We start from the raw sequence: 15,442 nt of genomic DNA, 5'->3' as shown, positions 1-15,442 counted from the left end.
GGGCAGTTCAGCGCAGGCCCCAAGCCGGGCGAAAGCTTTATGCCGGACGAAAAAGAGGCCCGTCTACACCTCGATAAGAGTGAGCAGCTAGCGCGATCTGTCCGCCGCCGCGGCCGACGGCGCCTGGTGCTGATTCTCTCGCTCCTGATGGCCGCGCTGGTGGTGCTGGCCGCCCTGCTCTATAGTCAGCGGGCGCTGGTGCGCGGCCTGCTGACCGGTTCGCATTTCGTGGGCGGCAATGCCGCCGTAGCTCGTCTGCATCTTCCCCCAGGCTTTAGCGCCACCGTCTTCGCGCAAGGTCTCTCGGCTCCTCGCTTTATTACCTTTAGCCCTGAAGGGACGCTCTTCGTGGCCGAGCGTGGTACCGGTAGTATTGTGGCCCTGCCCGATCCAACGCACAGCGGGAAGGCCGCTCGCCGCGTGGTTGTGGTCTCGGGCCTCGATGATCCAACCAGCCTTGTCTTCTATCAAGGCGCACTCTACGTGGGCGAGGCCTCGCGCGTGACCCGCTTTACACTGGATGCCTCCTTCCATGTGACGAGCCGCAAAGTGATTGTGCCGAACCTGCCTACTGGCGGCAACCATGTAACGCGCACAGTCCTGATCGGCCCCGATGGCCGGCTCTATGTCTCGATCGGCTCCTCCTGCAATGTGTGCATCGAGTCTGACCCCCGCCGCGCTACAGTGATGGTCTTTAATCTCGATGGCAGCGGCGGCAGGATCTACGCCCGTGGCCTGCGCAATGCCGTCGGGATGGCGATCAATCCGTGGAATAACCAGATCTGGGTGACCAATAATGGCCGCGATCTGATGGGCGATGATACGCCCCCGGAGACGATCTATGCCCTCCAGGACGGTGGTAACTATGGCTGGCCACGCTGCCATGCCGGCGATATTATTGATCCCGACTATGGTCACCCCGGCGATTGCCGCGGGGTGGTGCAGCCGCTCGTAAAGATGCAGGCACACTCGGCCCCCCTGGGCCTGGTCTTCTATACGGCCAATCAGTTCCCCGCTCACTACCACGGCCTCTTTGTGGCCTTCCACGGCTCCTGGAATCGCACGGTACCCACGGGCTACAAGGTGGTCTTTATCCCGCTCGACTCCCACGGCGCAGTCGCCGGCCCGGTCGAGGATTTCGCTACCGGCTGGCTGCTGAATAATAACGATGCTACCGGGCGCCCGGTAGGCCTGGCCATTGATCCTCAAGGCTCGCTCTATGTGAGCGACGATAAGGGCGGCTATATCTATCGCATTAGCTATACGGCTGCGCCAACCGTCGACCCCTGACCTGACTTGACGGGGCCGCTCGCTCCTCTCCCCGCCCACTGCGGGCTTGACAACTCCACCAGGTCAGGCTATCTTATTAATTAGCTAGTAAATTAAATTTTGGGGGAGGCGAGCATGGCACGCAGGCCGAAGGCGGAAGGATCAGAGGATCGCCGCGAGCAGATTATTGATGCGGCCTTGCGCGTCTTTGCGCGCAAGGGTGTCGCGCGGGCTACGAATAAGGACATCGCTCGCGAAGCGGGCATTACGCCGGGCCTGATCTACTATTATTTTGCCGATAAGGATGCTCTCCTGCAGGCGGTGATTGAGAGTCGCTCGCCGCTGCGCCTCTTTGAGCAGTTGGCTCCGGAGCAGTCGGATGCCCCGCCTCCCGAGTTTTTGCGTGCCATCCTGGTGCAGGCTCTCACCATTATTGAGAGTGAGCAGGTTTTCAGCCTGATCCGTACCGTGCTCTCGGAGCTGCTCCACGATAGTACCGTTCCCGCTCTGCCCGCTCTCTTTCTGCCGCAGGTCATCAGCAGGCTCAAGCGTTACCTGCATCTGCAGCGCGAGAAGGGAGTAGTGCGCGCGGAGGTCGATCCCGAGGAGGTGGCCCAGGTGCTCCTGAGCGCCATGATGGGCCTGGTCATGCGCCGCCAGGTGCTGCGCGATGCCAGTGTGTTGCGCTATTCGCACGAGGAACTGGCCTCGCTGGTGCTGAAGACGGTGCTACCTGGCTTGCTACCAGCGGGCTAGCGGCTTTTTTTTGGCATTGCTTATTAATTAATCAGCCAGTTAATGGAGAGGAGTGAGCGCGATGGCTGAGAGCAGTCCGAAGGAAGCGACCTCATGGCAGGCGATCGCAAGTGAGCCGCCTGTCATCTGTGAGGGCCTGGTCAAGATTTTTGGCAAGATGCGGGTGCTAGATGGGCTAAACCTCAGCGTTGGGGCCGGGGAGACCTTTGGACTGGTTGGCCCCAATGGCTCCGGCAAAACCACCCTGATGCGCATCCTGGCGGGGTTGGTGCGTCCCACGGCTGGCAGTGTGCGCGTGCTTGGGCGGCGGCTGCCCGATCCGACGGTGGCGGCTTCGATCGGCTACATGACCCAGCTCAGCGCGCTCTATCTTGATCTGACGGCGCGCGAGAATCTGCGCTTCTTCTGCAGCATCTATGGTCTGCGCGGAGAGGAGCGCGAGCGGCGCATCGCTGAGATGCTAGAGCGTGTCGAGCTGAGCGCCAGCGCTGATCGGGTCGTTGCGACCTTTAGCGGCGGCATGCGTCAACGTCTCTCGCTGGCCTGCGCGCTGGTGCATCGTCCGCGACTGGCCTTGTTAGATGAGCCGACGGTCGGCGTTGATCCCGAGCTGCGTCGCTCCTTCTGGGATTACTTCGCCCAGCTCAATCGCGAAGGAACGACGATTATCGTCTCGACCCATCATTTAGACGAGGCGGCGCGCTGCCAGCGACTGGGACTGCTGCGCTTTGGCAAGCTGCTGGCCTGCGGTACGCCACAGGAGCTGCTAGCGGAGGCCGGAACCAGCGATATGGAGGCGGCCTTTCTCTACTATGCCGGGCGGGGACAGCAAAAGGAGGCCACAGCATGAATGGTACGCGCGTCCTGGCATTGACATCACGTATTATACGTCAAATCGTGCGTGACAGACGTACTCTGGCGCTGGTTTTTCTCGTGCCCTTGCTCGTGATGAGCGTCTTGTATGTTGTGCTCACAGAGAGCAGCGGTAGTGTCCCCACGCTGGCCCTGGTGCGTCCCACGGGGGCCGGCAGCGCTGACCTCAACGCGCTAATTGATCGTCTCTTGCCGCCGGCCTCACGTCTGAAGACCATAGCGGTTCGGGCCGATGAGGTGGAGGACGTCCTCAACAAAGGAGAGGCCGATGCGGCGCTGATCTTCCCGGCCGATCTGGCGACCCAACTGGCGCGTGGCGGGCAGGCGAGGCTGCAACTCGTGCTTGAGGGATCTGATCCTGCGGTCGCCAGCGCCCTGCGTGAGAGCGTAACGGCTCTGGTACGTCAGCTAGATGTGGCCCTGGCGCAGGCCCAGAGTCGAGCCAGCCAGACAGCAGGACAGGCCCCTCCTGTCGGGGCACAGACCATCCCGCTCTTGACACTGGCCGCCCCGCGCTATCTTCATGGCGGCCCCGACTATACCGCTAACGATGCGCTGGCCCCTGTCTTTATCGGCGTCTTCTCCTTCTTCTTCGTCTTCCTGCTGACCTCCGTTGCCTTCCTGCGCGAGCGTTCCCAGGGCACGATCGAGCGGGTTCTGGCCTCGCCTCTGGGCCGTGCTGAGCTGGTCATGGGCTACGTCTGCGGCTTCACGCTCTTCGCCCTGGTGCAGGCCGTCGTCGTCTTGCTCTTTGTAATCTTTGTACTGCGAGTGCACTATCAGGGAAATCTCGGCCTGGTCTTCCTGGTAACGATCCTGCTGACGGTGAGCGGCGTCAATCTGGGCATCTTCCTCTCGACCTTTGCCCAAAACGAATTTCAGATCATCCAGTTCATTCCACTGGTCTTCGGGCTGCAGGTTCTGCTCTCGGGCATCTTCTGGCCGGTGGGCCAGCTTCCCACCTGGTTACAGCCCGTCTCCTATCTGCTCCCGCTGACCTATGCCAATGAGGCCCTGCGCGCTGTGATGCTCAAAGGGAGCGATTTCGGCCAGATTGCCCCGCAGCTAGCAGCGCTACTGATCTTTATGCTGTTGATGATTGGATTAAGCGCCTTGACCGTGAGGCGTCAAGTGGCCTGATGGAAGGAAGGCTGAGCGAGAAAGGAGGCTCCGCAGGGAGACAGCATCAGAGAGGACGGGATGGGAGGAGAAGGAAGAGCTGAGTGGATAACCAGCCTCGGTCCTGCGCGGGCGCCGGCATCTCCTGATTGGCGCCGCGCAGGAGGCGAGGGGGTAGCTCTCGGCTGTGAGCCTTCGTGCGCAGGCACTCAGGCCGTGATGGCGCCGACCTGCTTCTCGAAGTTCTTGAAGAACTGATCGAGGGCCAGCTTGAGCGTATTTTTCATCACGACCTCGGGAGTAGCAGCGATCTTGCCTTCAAGGATGGCTTCGGCGGCATAGTTCAAGTTGGTCGCCGCGGCGCCGTCCTCGGTGAGCGTGATCGTACAGCTAGCCTTGATGCGGCCCAGGGCGTTGTACGGCTCGCTGAGTAGCACGACGCGCTCGGGGGCCACAACCTCACCGGTGCGCACGTAGACCGTATAGGGTCCTTTCAAACCGGGAACGTTGGGAGAAATAACTAGCTTCAGCTCGCGCCCCGTGCGCCCATCGGGGTTCTCAACGTACTCGGCATTCTCGCAGCCCGGGATGCTCTCCTTGAGCACCTGGGGATCAAACAGGGCGTCGAAGACACGCTGGCGCGGGGCCTTGATCTGCTGACTTCCCGTGATTTCCATCGCGGTCTCGAAACCTTCCTCACCAGATAGTATGGCCCTGCCCAGCCCTGACGGCATGATGGTGCTGTGGGGACTGGCAGGGAGGTGCGTGTAAGGAATCTTCCTCAACACGATCAGTATATCCCCTCTATGAAGGTGCTTCAATCCAGAGGCTAGGAAGTACCAGGAGTGCTCGGCACATGGCAGACGCGGGGGCGGCGAGGATACCCAGGCCCGCACCTGCGCCTGATCAGCTCCTGGGGGAGGGCTTAACCATAAGTGAGCTTGTTCCTTATCTCACTGATGCTTCCGCACTACTGGCACTCTATATTGACAATCAAGATTTTCTACGCTATCCTCGAAAATGATAAAGGTTCTCATCTGCAATTGCCTACAGTAGAAGGAAGGAGGAAACCCTAATACTGCCTTCTTTTTTTCTCCATGATTGGCAGTCTCTGCTGTTTATATTGGATTAAATGATAAATATTTCTTAGACAGCTCTGACTGCTCTGCTGAATTTCGCCCCTGGCAAAGGGCGGAGGCTGCTTGAATACGCTCTTGCTTGTCCGCCTGACCGCCTGTGTCAGCGAGAACTCGGCCTTGCAAATTGCTCCAGGGGGCTATCTTCGTTCCCATGAGGAGTTGCCTTGCTCCCTTGAGAGGGGACTACGCTGGCCATTTTGCGATCTCGCGGCGGCTGCTGTTGGTGTTGGCGGCCGTGCCTGCCAGACACGGGCGGAACAGCCTACGTTGGTGTACCAGGCAAGCCCCTATGGGCCGGCTACCGATAGCTCAAAGCACTATGCCTGCGTTTCCAGAGAGGACCTCTCTGGAGCCGTAATGTGAGGTGCGGCTTTGAAGATTAACAAATTGTTTGACAAATATCATATTGCTGCATTTATAGTCATTCTGCTTGCCTCTCTGCTACGCTTCTATCTGATCCTGCTAGGCTGGCCCTCTCTTGATAGCGACGAAGGGACGATGGGCCTCATGGCTCTCCACATTGCCTATCAGGGCGCACGCCCCCTGGTCTTCTACGGTCAGGACTACCTGGCTCCCATTGATGCCTATCTGGCTGCCTTCTTTTTTCCACCTCGGGGGCCCCTCGGTCCTGACTCTCCGCTTAAGCGTCCTGCTTCTCTTTGGCTTGTTTCTGATACAGATCTATTTACTTACCAGTTTGCTCTATAGCAGAGCAATGGCACTGGTGACCATCTTGATAGTTGGGGCTGGCCCTGGCGAGGTGCTCTTTAGGGAGCTTGAGGCTGCTGGCGGGGCGCCTGATGTCCTCTTTTTTTGCTCTCTCCTCTTGCTGGTAAGCTGCTGGCTTGTGTTTGGGCGCCAGAGGCATATCATGAATCAGCAAGCGTCAAAATGCCTTGATGGCATGGCTCTTGGTCTCTGGGGCTTTTTGGCCGGTGTGAGCATCTGGAGCGATCCGCTCGTGCTGCCTTTTGTAGGAACTGCTTTTCTCTTCCTCCTTCAGGGCTACCACCAGCAGCTCAAGTCACCGCTACTCTGCCTTGTGCTAGTGGGTAGCGTACTGCTGGGCCTGGCTCCCGAGATTATCGATAAGCTCACTGTTCCTCCCTCGCCATCTGCTCTCTCTTTGCTTGGACCCGGCTATCGCGAACCTGCTTATCCCTCTATTGGGCCGAGCAGCAAGCCGTTATCCGAAGGACAGGCAGCACCTCAAGCTTCGTTGCCCTTACAAATTGCCGGCGCAATGTTGGTGAGCCTGCCTTTGGCCACAGGAGGCAATGCCTTGTGTACGCTGGGGCCGAGCCGGGCCTGGCCATTGCAAGCTGACCCCCAAGCTCAATTGTGCACGGCGTTTCATGGGATCTGGTCTTTCGGCTACCTTCTGCTCTGGTGCCTTGCGACTGGCCAGGCCCTTTCCGCCTGGTGGCGCTTACGGCAAGCAGACGTGAAAGCCAGGCCTGATGCCCTTCGGACCAGATATGTGGAGGGAGCCAGACTCATGATTCTGGGAGGCGCTGGCGGCACCCTTTTTCTCTATTGTCTTTTCCCCCAGGCTGCGCTTACTCCCTGGCCTTCATCTCGCTACCTGGTCGGCCTGATCATTAGCCTTCCGGCCGTGCTTTTCCCTCTCTGGCGTCTAGCCTCCTTGCCCTCTGATCGCTTGCTCTGCAAACCGCCTTTTCAAGCTGCTCGCCTTGGGGCAATGTTAACAGTGGGTATGGTTGTAGCTGTTTGGTGGTTGGGAAGTGGCCAGCTCCTGGCTCAGGCTCCTGGGGTTCGTTCAAAGGGTGAATGAGGAGCAACAGGCTTTGATTAACTTTCTTCAGAGACAAGGCGCTACCCATATCTATGCAGACTATTGGACGTGTGACCGGCTCGCTTTTCTGAGCACTGAGCGCATTCTATGCAGTGTCCTGGATGCTGGGCTGCGACCTGGCCTTGATCGTTACCCGCCCTATCGCTCCCTGGTCGAGGCGACCCTTTCGCCTCCTTACTATGTTTTTCCCATTGGCTCGCCTCAAGATCTCAGACTGCAGCAGCTCATAGCGCTTGGCTATGATTATCATCGTCTGACCTACCTCAATTATGCTCTCTATGAGTCATTTATACGGATATAATTTGCGTCATATTCTCTTTGGAGACGATCTTGCTCTAACATCTGCCGCTGCGCCGGCCAGGCTCAAAGGCTCTCTGAGCGATAGACCAAGAAAAACCTGCAGGCTTTGAAAGAGGGGCTGGCAGGCTCCTGGCAAGCCCTCCCTCTTTCAAAGCGCTTTGACTGCTGTGCCTGCTTCTTTTCTTAGCCTGGATGCCCACGCTGCCCAGCCCAGCCCAGCCCAGTTCGTCATCGCCCGCTTCCCAGGCTTCTCCTATCCGTTTACGCGCCACAAGATCACAGTGTGATCTGTTGAAGCGGAAGCCAGGGCCTGCTGACCCCAGGCCACAGCAGTAACGCTGCCGTGATGGCCGCTGTAGACCGTCGCGCGAGCCGCGGCGCCGTTACTGCCCAGCGTCCAGACGCGTACATGCTCATCGCTGCAAGCCGTTGCCAGGCGTCCAGACGTCGCAGGGTCCCAGGCCAGGCCATTGACCGGGCCGGGATGGCTCAGCCGCGCCTGAACGACGCCCGAAACACTATCCCAGATCACCGCCTGGTGATCGGCCCCACCCGAAGCCAGCAGCGTGCCGTCAGGGGACCAAGCGACACTCAGAGCAGCCCCGCGGTGACGACGATAGCTTTGTAAGAGGCGTCGGTCACTCAAGCTTAAGGTCACCACCAGACCACTATCGAGGGCCAGCGCCAGCGTCTCACCCCCGGGGGCCAGGGCCAAAGCCCGAATGCGGGCCTTCAGCAAACTGCGCGTCGTCCGCCCATTGACCAGCAGCTCGTGACCACCGTTACCAAGCGTACCAGCCAGCAGCACATCGCGGCGCTCCGTCCACACCAGAGCACTGACGGGAGCGCCCAGATCGTTAAACGTCTGCTGTAAAGCCCCGCTTGTCGTCCAGATCTGCACCGAATGATTCTCTCCGCCCGAGGCCAGCAGCGTCCCGTCGGCGCTCCAGGCCACCGCCAGGATAGGAGTAGCCTGGAGACTGTAAGTGAGCACCGACCGGGCCTCACTCGCCAGCCAGAGGCGCGCCGTCTGATCACGCGAACCTGAAACCAGATGCGCCCCATCGGGAGACCAGGCCAGGCTTGTCACACTGTCTTGATGACCTTGTAAAACGGCCAGGGCCTGCGAAGGACGACTATTCAGCAGCAAATACAGACTGGCCCCCATAACGCCCACCCCAATCGCCCCAGCGGCCATCAACGCCAAGGCGCGCCGCCGACTCAAGGCCTTGCCAGGCCAGCGCTCTACCCAGGCAGGCACCTGCAGCGAGCGCAGACGAGGCAGCCCCATCCTCCTCCGCGACCCTGCTGACGATGGCTGAGGCAGCGAGGGAGGAGGTGGCCCAGGCTGCCACAGGTCTGGCGAGCGAGGGGGCACAGCCGACGTGGCGAAGACCGTCGGGGCTGAGGCCGCTGCCTGCCGCTGCTGCGTATTGCCAGGTGCCGACGCTCCCTCCGGTCCTGAGAAGCCACCCAGCGCCAGCGGCTGCCCGCTGCGCGGCAGCTTTAACTGCTCGATCCTCTCCACCGCTGGCCTGGTGGAACTGATGGTCTGTTCCGGCGCTTCCCGCAGCAGCAAGGTACTGGCCGGATTAGCATCGCTTGCCGGCTCGCTTTTCGTCGGCAGCCCGAGGCGGGGCTGCAGCAAAGACGAACGGCTGCGAGCCGCATGATCAAAGGCGGCGGCGAAGGCGGCGATCGATGGATAGCGCGCCTGCGGACTTTTAGCCAGTGCGCGAGCAAACACCTCCTCCAGCGCTTCCGGCAGAGCAGGATTGAAAGAACGCAAAGGCGGTGGCTCTCTGTTCAAATGCTGGTGCATCAACTGGGCCGGATCGCCCTCGAAAGGCGTCCGTCCGGTCAACAACAGGTAGAACATCACCGCCAGCGCATACTGATCGCTCTCGGGGCGCGCCTCACCGCCGAACTGCTCGGGCGCCATATAGAGGGGCGTCCCAAAAATATGGCTGGTGTCCAGGCTAAAAGAAAAAAACTTGGCCAGACCAAAATCGGAGAGCAACAGATGCACGCGCGGCCCGGCCTCGATGCGCAGCAAAAAATTGGCCGGCTTAATATCGCGGTGGACGATACCACGGTCGTGCGCATACTGCAGAGCAGAAGCGGCCTGCTGAAGATAGTCTGAGGCCTCGCTTAAGCTAAGGGGCCAGGCCGAAGGCAGGCCCGCTGGCAACTGCGGGGCGCGGCTGAGCGACTGCTGCGAGGCCAGGCCCGAACGACGGCGCAGCCAGTCCCATAACGAGCCTTCAGGGCGATACTGCATCACCATGTAAGCGCGCCGACCCTGACCGGTCTCCTCTTCTCCATAGCGATACAGTGGCAGAATATGCAGATGATCCAGGCTCGCCACAGCACGCGCTTCCTGCTTAAAGCGCTCAAGGGCTTTTTCTGCGTCGGGGAAATCGGCGGCCTCGGCCCGTACCACCTTGATGGCGACCTGCTGACCGATCATGGGGTCCTCGGCCAGGTAGACCGTGCCCATGCCGCCGCTGCCAATGAACTGCTTAATAATGTATCCCCCGATCACGGAGCCGATCAATGTATCCACAGCCTTTGTCTCTCCTGCTCATGAAGCGTTCGCTTGGGTTGGGCTGCCTCCTATCCAGGCAGCGGCAAAGCGAGCACGGCAGACCAGCGAGACAGGCCATCCGGGCAGGACCCATCTTTTCCTTGCTTGCTTATGTGTTCACTTGCCGCTGCAGAACAGCCCATCCTGGGATAATAGCATGAGCCGGGCTGTCTGTCGACCGCTTGCTGACCGGATAGAAACCTGCCTCGCCGATCTTGAGCGATTCTAGAGAATCCGCCAGCGAAACTCCCGTCCCCCGCCGGCCAGGCTGCAAAGTTAGTTAGTAGGTTATATGCATAGTGGAAACAACCGTCGCTGCCAGGAGAGTAGAGACGCAACAGGCCAGCAGAAAGAGGCCGCCGACGGGGATCAGCACCGCGGCGCTCGCCTGACCGCCAGTGAGACGCTGGCTGCCCATTGTGGCAAAAACGAGCAGAACAATTGCATAAATAAGTAATATTAATCTAACAAGAAAAACGATAATATCGACAAAAGGAATGATCTCGAGGATGCCACTGACTATGGTGATAGCCAGCAGCGGCCCATAGATAAGCATGCTGCTATAGCATTGCTGCAGAAAGCTCCCTTGCCCGTTGAAGGCTCTGGCTAGCAGATAGATCAGTCCCTGAAGAATGAAGAAGGCGCCGACCAGCAAAACAAAGCCAATCAGAGCAACGAAAAGCGCGTAGCCAAGGCTGGAGCGGGCGGCCAGACTCGACAGAACTCCGGAGTAACCGGGTAAAATGCTCATGGGCAGAGCGCTTGAGGCTAACTCGACAAAAAACCTAATAATAGCATATAGCGCTGAAAATCCCAAGAGCTGTACCCAGACAATATCCCAGGAGGCCTTTCCCAGCTCCTGGACAAACGTCTCTGCGGATGGGCGCGAGATCACACGCCAGTACTGACGCGGCAACTCACGTAGGGCCTGTCCCAGCGGTAGAGGCGCGACCGGCGGGTAGGAACCGGGCTGCCCACCATAGTACGTCGGCGGCATATAAGGGTTCGCCGGCGGCTGCCCGTAGCCATAGGGGTTCGGCGAAGAGGGTGGCCCATAGGGGTTAACCGGTGGCTCGTAAGGATTAGGCGGCGGTGGTGTTGGGAAAGAAGGCGCCCCATAAGGATTAGGCGGCGGCGTTGGCTGCTGCGGCACTTGTCCCCCCTGATTAGGTTCCCAGCTCATCAGTGTAAGCTCCTTTCCAGCTTCTTCCGAGAGATCAATCAGTCCATCAGATGAATGGATACAGGCTTCTCAATGATAACATAACGTCATAGGTTGCGTCTACTACAATTGTTCATTCTCGCGCTTGCGAGCACAGTCATATCATGCCTATAATCAAGGGAAAAAGCTGCTCTCTCGTCCACTCGTCCGTCACAAGAAAAGAAGATCCTGTCTCTTTTTGTCAGACTTACTGATATTGATCTGCGAACCAGTATTTGCCGGATGAGAGATCAACATCTATTGCTAGCTAGCTAGAAGGAAGGGGAAGCATTACCTATGGCCTGGGCAATTCTGACCGCCGCCTTTCTAGCCTCGGCGGTCGAATTTGTCGAAGCCTTCACCATTGTGCTCGTTGTGGGATTGACTATCAACTGGCGCAGCTCGCTGGCCGGTGTAGCCGGAGCCGTTCTCACGCTGGCCTTGCTGGTTGCCATCCTGGGAGTGGCGCTTGTCTACTGGATTCCGCTCACCCTGCTGCGTCTCGTGATCGGCGTCCTGCTCATTCTCTTCGGCCTCAAGTGGCTCAAGAAGGCTCTTCTACGCTACAGCGGCCTCAAGCCCCTGCACGATGAGGAAGCCATCTTTGAGGAACAGATGGCCGCGCTGCGAGCACGTGGAGAGCAGGCCCGTCCGCGTCTGGAGCCATTCGGCGTGGCCCTCTCCTACAAAACGGTGCTGCTAGAAGGCTTAGAGGTAGCCTTTATTGTGATCTCCTTTGGAAGCAGCGCCATAACGCCCACCTGCAGCGCCGGCTGTGCACTTGGCACAGCCTCCCTCGGTGCCGCGGCTGCCGGGCTGCTCGTGGTGCTCATCGGGCTGCTGCTACAGGCCCCCCTGAAGCAGGTGCCCGAAAACACGCTCAAGTTCCTGGTCGGCATCATGCTCACGACCTTTGGCACCTTCTGGGGTGGCGAGGGCCTGGGCATCAGTTGGCCCCTGGCCGATGCTTTCCTGTTGATCCTGGCCGCCTTCTATTTGCTCTGCTCGGCCCTGCTCGTACTCTGGCTCAAGAGCCTGGCCCGTCGGCGCAGCGTCCTTGGCCTCGGCTCCGCCAGCTTACCTGAAAGGGGAGGAGACTGATGCTGGCGCGCCTGCTGAAGCCACTCAAAGCCCTCTATCTCTTTCTCGTCGGTGATCCCATTATTCTGAGCGGCGTTGTACTGCTCTTTGTCCTGCTCCTGCTGTTGCCAACGGGCATGCAACCGCTGCAGGCTGTGCTGCTGGTGGTGGCGCTACCCGTGATCCTGACCGCCTCGCTCTGGCGCGAGCTGCACTAGCGCTGATCAGGCCCATTCCAGAAAGGGCGAAAACGGGGAGCAGGCTGAAAGTCGCAAGGCCAGGCCCGCCAGGAGCGCATGAGGGAGATACTACCTCAGCCTTTCCTGGGCGGCCTGGCCCCAGAGAGAGGGAAAGAAGAAAGGACAGACAGATACTGCCTTAGCTTAGCAAAGGTGAAGAAACTAAATCCAGATGTCTGAAGTGCAGTCGCCGCCGGGATAGCGCATCTCATGTGCGCGCGCCGGACCCGCTGGCTCCTGGCCGAAGTCAACGTAGAAGTTCTCGTTGATCTTCATGCCACCGTGCTCGGGATCGCAGTCGATCTGCAGCAGATAGGAGCCGCGCTTGGCCAGCTCTGGGTAGAACTGATTATCCCAGCTACTGTAAAGCGAGTTCGTCACGTAGAGTCGGCGCCCATCAAGGCTAAGCTGCAGCATCTGCGGACCACCGACCAGCTCGTGACCCTTGACCGGCTGCGCCTTGCCCAGCAGACCGCCACACCAGACCTGGCCGGTCAGACGGGGGTGAGCCGGGTCACTGATGTCGTACTGGCGGATGTCGCCGTGCAGCCAGTTCGAGAAATAGAGATAGCGGTCATCCATCGAAACCAGCAAATCGGTGATGAGCGAAGGCACCGGGAAAGGCCAGCCCTCCAGCTCAACCGGAGGAACCTCGATAACCGGCTGCACGCGCCAGCTCCCATTGACACGCTCCCAGTGCCAGATGACGCTACTGAGGGCGGCGCCGACAAAGCCATGCGTGCTGTCAGGATTATGATGGAAACGCACTTCTAGGGGGATCAAGCCCTTTTCGCCCAGGTCGACGCTCTGGACAATTTCATGGCGCTGCCAGTCCCAGAAGTGGATCTGACGCCCATACTTGCCAGCCTGGACATCCTCCAGGTTGAAGCCGTCAAAGTAGGTCTTCGGCGCCCCCCACTCGCTGCTGACCATTACGTTATGGCGCGGCTGATACCAGAAGTCATAGTTAAAGCGCATGCCGTCGGCCTTGTGCTCCCAGCGCCCGGCAATGCGAAACTCTTCGTCAAGGAGCAGGAAGCCGCCAGGACCGTTGCCCTCCGCATCGCCCAGCATGGAGATCATGACATGGCCATCGGGCAGGCAATGTACGGTGTGTGGAGCGCTGAGGTTGGTCTTGGCCTTGATCTCTTCCGGCTCGATGACCTTGTGCAGCCTGGGTGCCCGCTCATCTTGCGCATCAACAATATAGATGCGGCTGGAGCGATTGCCCGGGATGACCAGGAAGCGCCGCGATTTGTGGGCGTCGCCGTGGCAGGAGCTGCAGGCATTCCAGCCGAAGTGATGCAGTTCGTCCCCAACATAGGGCATCACCGTGCGGTGGATCACCTGCGAGTAGGTGGGTGAGCCAGGATCAACGTCGATGGTCGCCAGATAGTCAGGGGCCTCGACGCCTGTCCCAACGTGCAGCGCAATGGCGTATAGCACCTTCTCCCGCGGCCCCTTGATGGCCTCTTCGGGCGAGGCATAGCCCGGCCCACAGGCAGCGCCGTTGTGCTCGTGATGCTCATGCGCATGCGACTGCTCAGATGGGTGATGATGAGTGTGTTCGTGGGCGTGTTCGTGTTGATGTGCGTGCTGCTGCTCGTCTGCACTCATGGTTTGCTCTCCTCTGGCTGCCTTACCTGGCCGGCGGGCAGGTCTACAGCTCGCTTGCTGCTCGGCTTGAGACCCGTCGGCGCTCCGACAACTCATTACATGATTTAGTTTATCCAGAAAATCAACAATACGCAAGGGGAAAAAAGCGCCGCCCCAAGGCGGCGCAGTGGCGCGCCCGCCGCGCCCAATGGGGCCTGAGCAGCGGGCACCCACAACTACTTTCTACCTACTTCATAGCCGTCTCGGCGATGTAGCGCAGATCCAGCTCTTCCAGCTCGCGTTTCTTGCCCAAGAGCAGCTTAGCCATCTCGAAGGCCCGATTGAGCTGCTCCTGCTCAAGGGTATAGCCCAATTCACGCATCTGAGCAGCGAGGGCGGCGCGGCCCGAAAGCTTACCCATGCGGATGCGCCGATCGGCAGCAGTCAGGCCGATCGACTCGGGAGTCATAATCTCATAGGTGCGGGCATCCTTCAGCACCCCATCCTGATGGATACCGCCGCCGTGGCTGAAGGCATTCTGACCAACGATCGCCTTGGTCCACTGGGGCTGCATGCCTGAATACCTGGCGATCAGGCGACTGGTGGGAATAATCTTGGTAGTATCGACGCGCACATCAAGGCCCAGGTCTGCCGAGCGTGTACGGATGGCCATCACCACCTCCTCGGTGGCAGCGTTGCCGGCGCGCTCGCCCAGGCCGTTGAAGGAGGTATCAACGCGCTCGGCGCCGTTGCGCAGGCCCTCCAGGGCATTGGCCACCGCCAGGCCCAGATCGTTGTGACAATGGGCCGAGATGCGGATCGTCGGAAACTCGCGCTTGAGATCGGCGATCAACTGGCCAAACTCCCAGGGCAGGGCATAGCCCACGGTATCGCAGATAGTGACGAAGCGCACGCCCTCCTTGAGGATCGCCTCGCAGACCTCCAGAATGAAATCATGCTCGGTGCGCGTCGTATCTTCGAGGGCGAAATCGACCGTGTCGGTCAGGCTGCGGGCGTAGGCCACAGCCGTGCGGGCCATCTCAAGCACTTCCTGACGGGTCTTGCCCAACTTGACCTGACGGTGGATCGGGGAGACGCTGATGAACGGCTCAATGACCGGATGGGCGGCGACCTTAACAGCTTCCCAGGCGGCATCGATGTCGCCCTTAACGGCCCGCGCGATGGCACAGATCTCGGCGTTGTCAACCTGCGAGGCGATCAAGCGTACGGCCTCAAATTCGCTTGGCGACGAGATCGGAAAGCCCACATCCAGGGTGTCGAAACCCATGTCGGCCAGGGCTCGCGCGATCTCTAGCTTCTCTTCGGGAAAGTAGTTAACGCCGGGGGTCTGTTCACCATCGCGGAGGGTGGTTTCATAAAATTTGACGATGCGTGGCTGCGGTCGCTCTGGCTGCTGTTGCTGCTGTGGCTGGGTCGTCATTGTTCTCTCCTTACTACAATGTAACA

Annotated in this window: 14 protein-coding genes; 9 read left to right on the top strand and 5 right to left on the bottom strand. The window is 59.6% G+C overall.

The genetic code is table 11. The features are described from left to right. Positions 1-39: 39 nt before the first annotated feature. From AC6H1L_RS07555 to AC6H1L_RS07540, 4 genes are all read left to right on the top strand, one after another. The gene (locus tag AC6H1L_RS07555) at positions 40-1,290 is read left to right on the top strand and encodes a PQQ-dependent sugar dehydrogenase (RefSeq protein ID WP_497600916.1); all 1,251 of its coding nucleotides are present in this window, start codon (positions 40-42) and stop codon (positions 1,288-1,290) included. 114 nt (positions 1,291-1,404) lie between these two features. After that, positions 1,405-2,025 carry a TetR/AcrR family transcriptional regulator gene (locus tag AC6H1L_RS07550; protein WP_497600915.1) on the top strand — a complete coding sequence of 207 codons (621 nt, stop codon included), beginning with the start codon at positions 1,405-1,407 and terminating at the stop codon, positions 2,023-2,025. Positions 2,026-2,086: 61 nt separating this feature from the next. Continuing rightward, on the top strand, positions 2,087-2,875 hold the full coding sequence (ccmA, locus tag AC6H1L_RS07545) for a heme ABC exporter ATP-binding protein CcmA (RefSeq protein WP_497600914.1): 789 nt from the start codon (positions 2,087-2,089) through the stop codon (positions 2,873-2,875). Continuing rightward, a complete protein-coding gene (locus tag AC6H1L_RS07540; RefSeq protein ID WP_497600913.1) occupies positions 2,872-4,038 on the top strand; it encodes an ABC transporter permease in 1,167 nt (388 codons plus the stop codon). The genes ccmA and AC6H1L_RS07540 overlap by 4 nt, the downstream gene beginning before the upstream one ends. A gap of 188 nt (positions 4,039-4,226) precedes the next feature. On the opposite strand, the gene AC6H1L_RS07535 is transcribed toward AC6H1L_RS07540, so the two are convergent. Then, the gene (locus AC6H1L_RS07535; RefSeq protein ID WP_497600912.1) at positions 4,227-4,694 is read right to left on the bottom strand and encodes an SRPBCC family protein; all 468 of its coding nucleotides are present in this window, start codon (positions 4,692-4,694) and stop codon (positions 4,227-4,229) included. Positions 4,695-5,528: 834 nt separating this feature from the next. On the opposite strand from AC6H1L_RS07535, the gene AC6H1L_RS07530 reads away from it, so the two are divergent. The 3 genes from AC6H1L_RS07530 to AC6H1L_RS07520 are packed head-to-tail and all read left to right on the top strand — an operon-like array spanning position 5,529 to position 7,273. Next, a complete protein-coding gene (locus tag AC6H1L_RS07530) occupies positions 5,529-5,864 on the top strand; it encodes a hypothetical protein (protein ID WP_497600911.1) in 336 nt (111 codons plus the stop codon). Between the two features lie 16 nt (positions 5,865-5,880). Next, positions 5,881-6,951 carry a hypothetical protein gene (locus tag AC6H1L_RS07525; protein WP_497600910.1) on the top strand — a complete coding sequence of 357 codons (1,071 nt, stop codon included), beginning with the start codon at positions 5,881-5,883 and terminating at the stop codon, positions 6,949-6,951. A gap of 13 nt (positions 6,952-6,964) precedes the next feature. Continuing rightward, positions 6,965-7,273: a hypothetical protein gene (locus tag AC6H1L_RS07520; RefSeq protein WP_497600909.1), complete on the top strand. Its 309-nt coding sequence runs from the start codon at positions 6,965-6,967 to the stop codon at positions 7,271-7,273. Between the two features lie 252 nt (positions 7,274-7,525). On the opposite strand, the gene AC6H1L_RS07515 is transcribed toward AC6H1L_RS07520, so the two are convergent. Both AC6H1L_RS07515 and AC6H1L_RS07510 read right to left on the bottom strand, forming a co-directional pair. After that, a complete protein-coding gene (locus AC6H1L_RS07515) occupies positions 7,526-9,838 on the bottom strand; it encodes a WD40 repeat domain-containing serine/threonine protein kinase (protein ID WP_497600908.1) in 2,313 nt (770 codons plus the stop codon). Positions 9,839-10,139: 301 nt separating this feature from the next. Next, positions 10,140-11,042 carry a Yip1 family protein gene (locus tag AC6H1L_RS07510; RefSeq protein ID WP_497600907.1) on the bottom strand — a complete coding sequence of 301 codons (903 nt, stop codon included), beginning with the start codon at positions 11,040-11,042 and terminating at the stop codon, positions 10,140-10,142. A gap of 315 nt (positions 11,043-11,357) precedes the next feature. Here AC6H1L_RS07510 and AC6H1L_RS07505 point away from each other — a divergent pair, with 315 nt between their 5' ends. Together AC6H1L_RS07505 and AC6H1L_RS07500 are read left to right on the top strand one after the other, a co-directional pair. Continuing rightward, positions 11,358-12,161 (top strand): COG4280 domain-containing protein, encoded by an 804-nt coding sequence (locus tag AC6H1L_RS07505; protein ID WP_497600906.1) that lies wholly within the window; start codon positions 11,358-11,360, stop codon positions 12,159-12,161. Continuing rightward, the gene (locus tag AC6H1L_RS07500; RefSeq protein WP_497600905.1) at positions 12,161-12,358 is read left to right on the top strand and encodes a hypothetical protein; all 198 of its coding nucleotides are present in this window, start codon (positions 12,161-12,163) and stop codon (positions 12,356-12,358) included. Before AC6H1L_RS07505 ends, AC6H1L_RS07500 begins: the two co-directional genes overlap by 1 nt. A gap of 183 nt (positions 12,359-12,541) precedes the next feature. Here AC6H1L_RS07500 and AC6H1L_RS07495 read toward each other — a convergent pair whose 3' ends face one another. Beyond that, positions 12,542-13,996 carry a selenium-binding family protein gene (locus AC6H1L_RS07495; protein ID WP_497600904.1) on the bottom strand — a complete coding sequence of 485 codons (1,455 nt, stop codon included), beginning with the start codon at positions 13,994-13,996 and terminating at the stop codon, positions 12,542-12,544. 226 nt (positions 13,997-14,222) lie between these two features. Continuing rightward, complete coding sequence (locus tag AC6H1L_RS07490) at positions 14,223-15,416, bottom strand: 2-isopropylmalate synthase (protein WP_497600903.1); 1,194 nt, start codon at positions 15,414-15,416, stop codon at positions 14,223-14,225. Between the last annotated feature and the right edge of the window lie 26 nt (positions 15,417-15,442).

Source organism: Thermogemmatispora argillosa (assembly GCF_059696725.1).
The sequence above is the reverse complement of the archived record's forward strand: the minus strand, read 5'-3'. Positions and strand labels throughout refer to the sequence as shown.

Excerpts from the sequence above, each read along its gene's own strand:
- AC6H1L_RS07555 (WP_497600916.1), top strand. The coding sequence starts at position 40 with ATGCCGGACGAAAAAGAGGCCCGTCTACACCTCGATAAGAGTGAGCAG.
- AC6H1L_RS07550 (WP_497600915.1), top strand. The coding sequence starts at position 1,405 with ATGGCACGCAGGCCGAAGGCGGAAGGATCAGAGGATCGCCGCGAGCAG.
- ccmA (WP_497600914.1), top strand. The coding sequence starts at position 2,087 with ATGGCTGAGAGCAGTCCGAAGGAAGCGACCTCATGGCAGGCGATCGCA.
- AC6H1L_RS07540 (WP_497600913.1), top strand. The coding sequence starts at position 2,872 with ATGAATGGTACGCGCGTCCTGGCATTGACATCACGTATTATACGTCAA.
- AC6H1L_RS07535 (WP_497600912.1), bottom strand. The coding sequence starts at position 4,694 with ATGGAAATCACGGGAAGTCAGCAGATCAAGGCCCCGCGCCAGCGTGTC.
- AC6H1L_RS07510 (WP_497600907.1), bottom strand. The coding sequence starts at position 11,042 with ATGAGCTGGGAACCTAATCAGGGGGGACAAGTGCCGCAGCAGCCAACG.
- AC6H1L_RS07505 (WP_497600906.1), top strand. The coding sequence starts at position 11,358 with ATGGCCTGGGCAATTCTGACCGCCGCCTTTCTAGCCTCGGCGGTCGAA.
- AC6H1L_RS07500 (WP_497600905.1), top strand. The coding sequence starts at position 12,161 with ATGCTGGCGCGCCTGCTGAAGCCACTCAAAGCCCTCTATCTCTTTCTC.
- AC6H1L_RS07495 (WP_497600904.1), bottom strand. The coding sequence starts at position 13,996 with ATGAGTGCAGACGAGCAGCAGCACGCACATCAACACGAACACGCCCAC.
- AC6H1L_RS07490 (WP_497600903.1), bottom strand. The coding sequence starts at position 15,416 with ATGACGACCCAGCCACAGCAGCAACAGCAGCCAGAGCGACCGCAGCCA.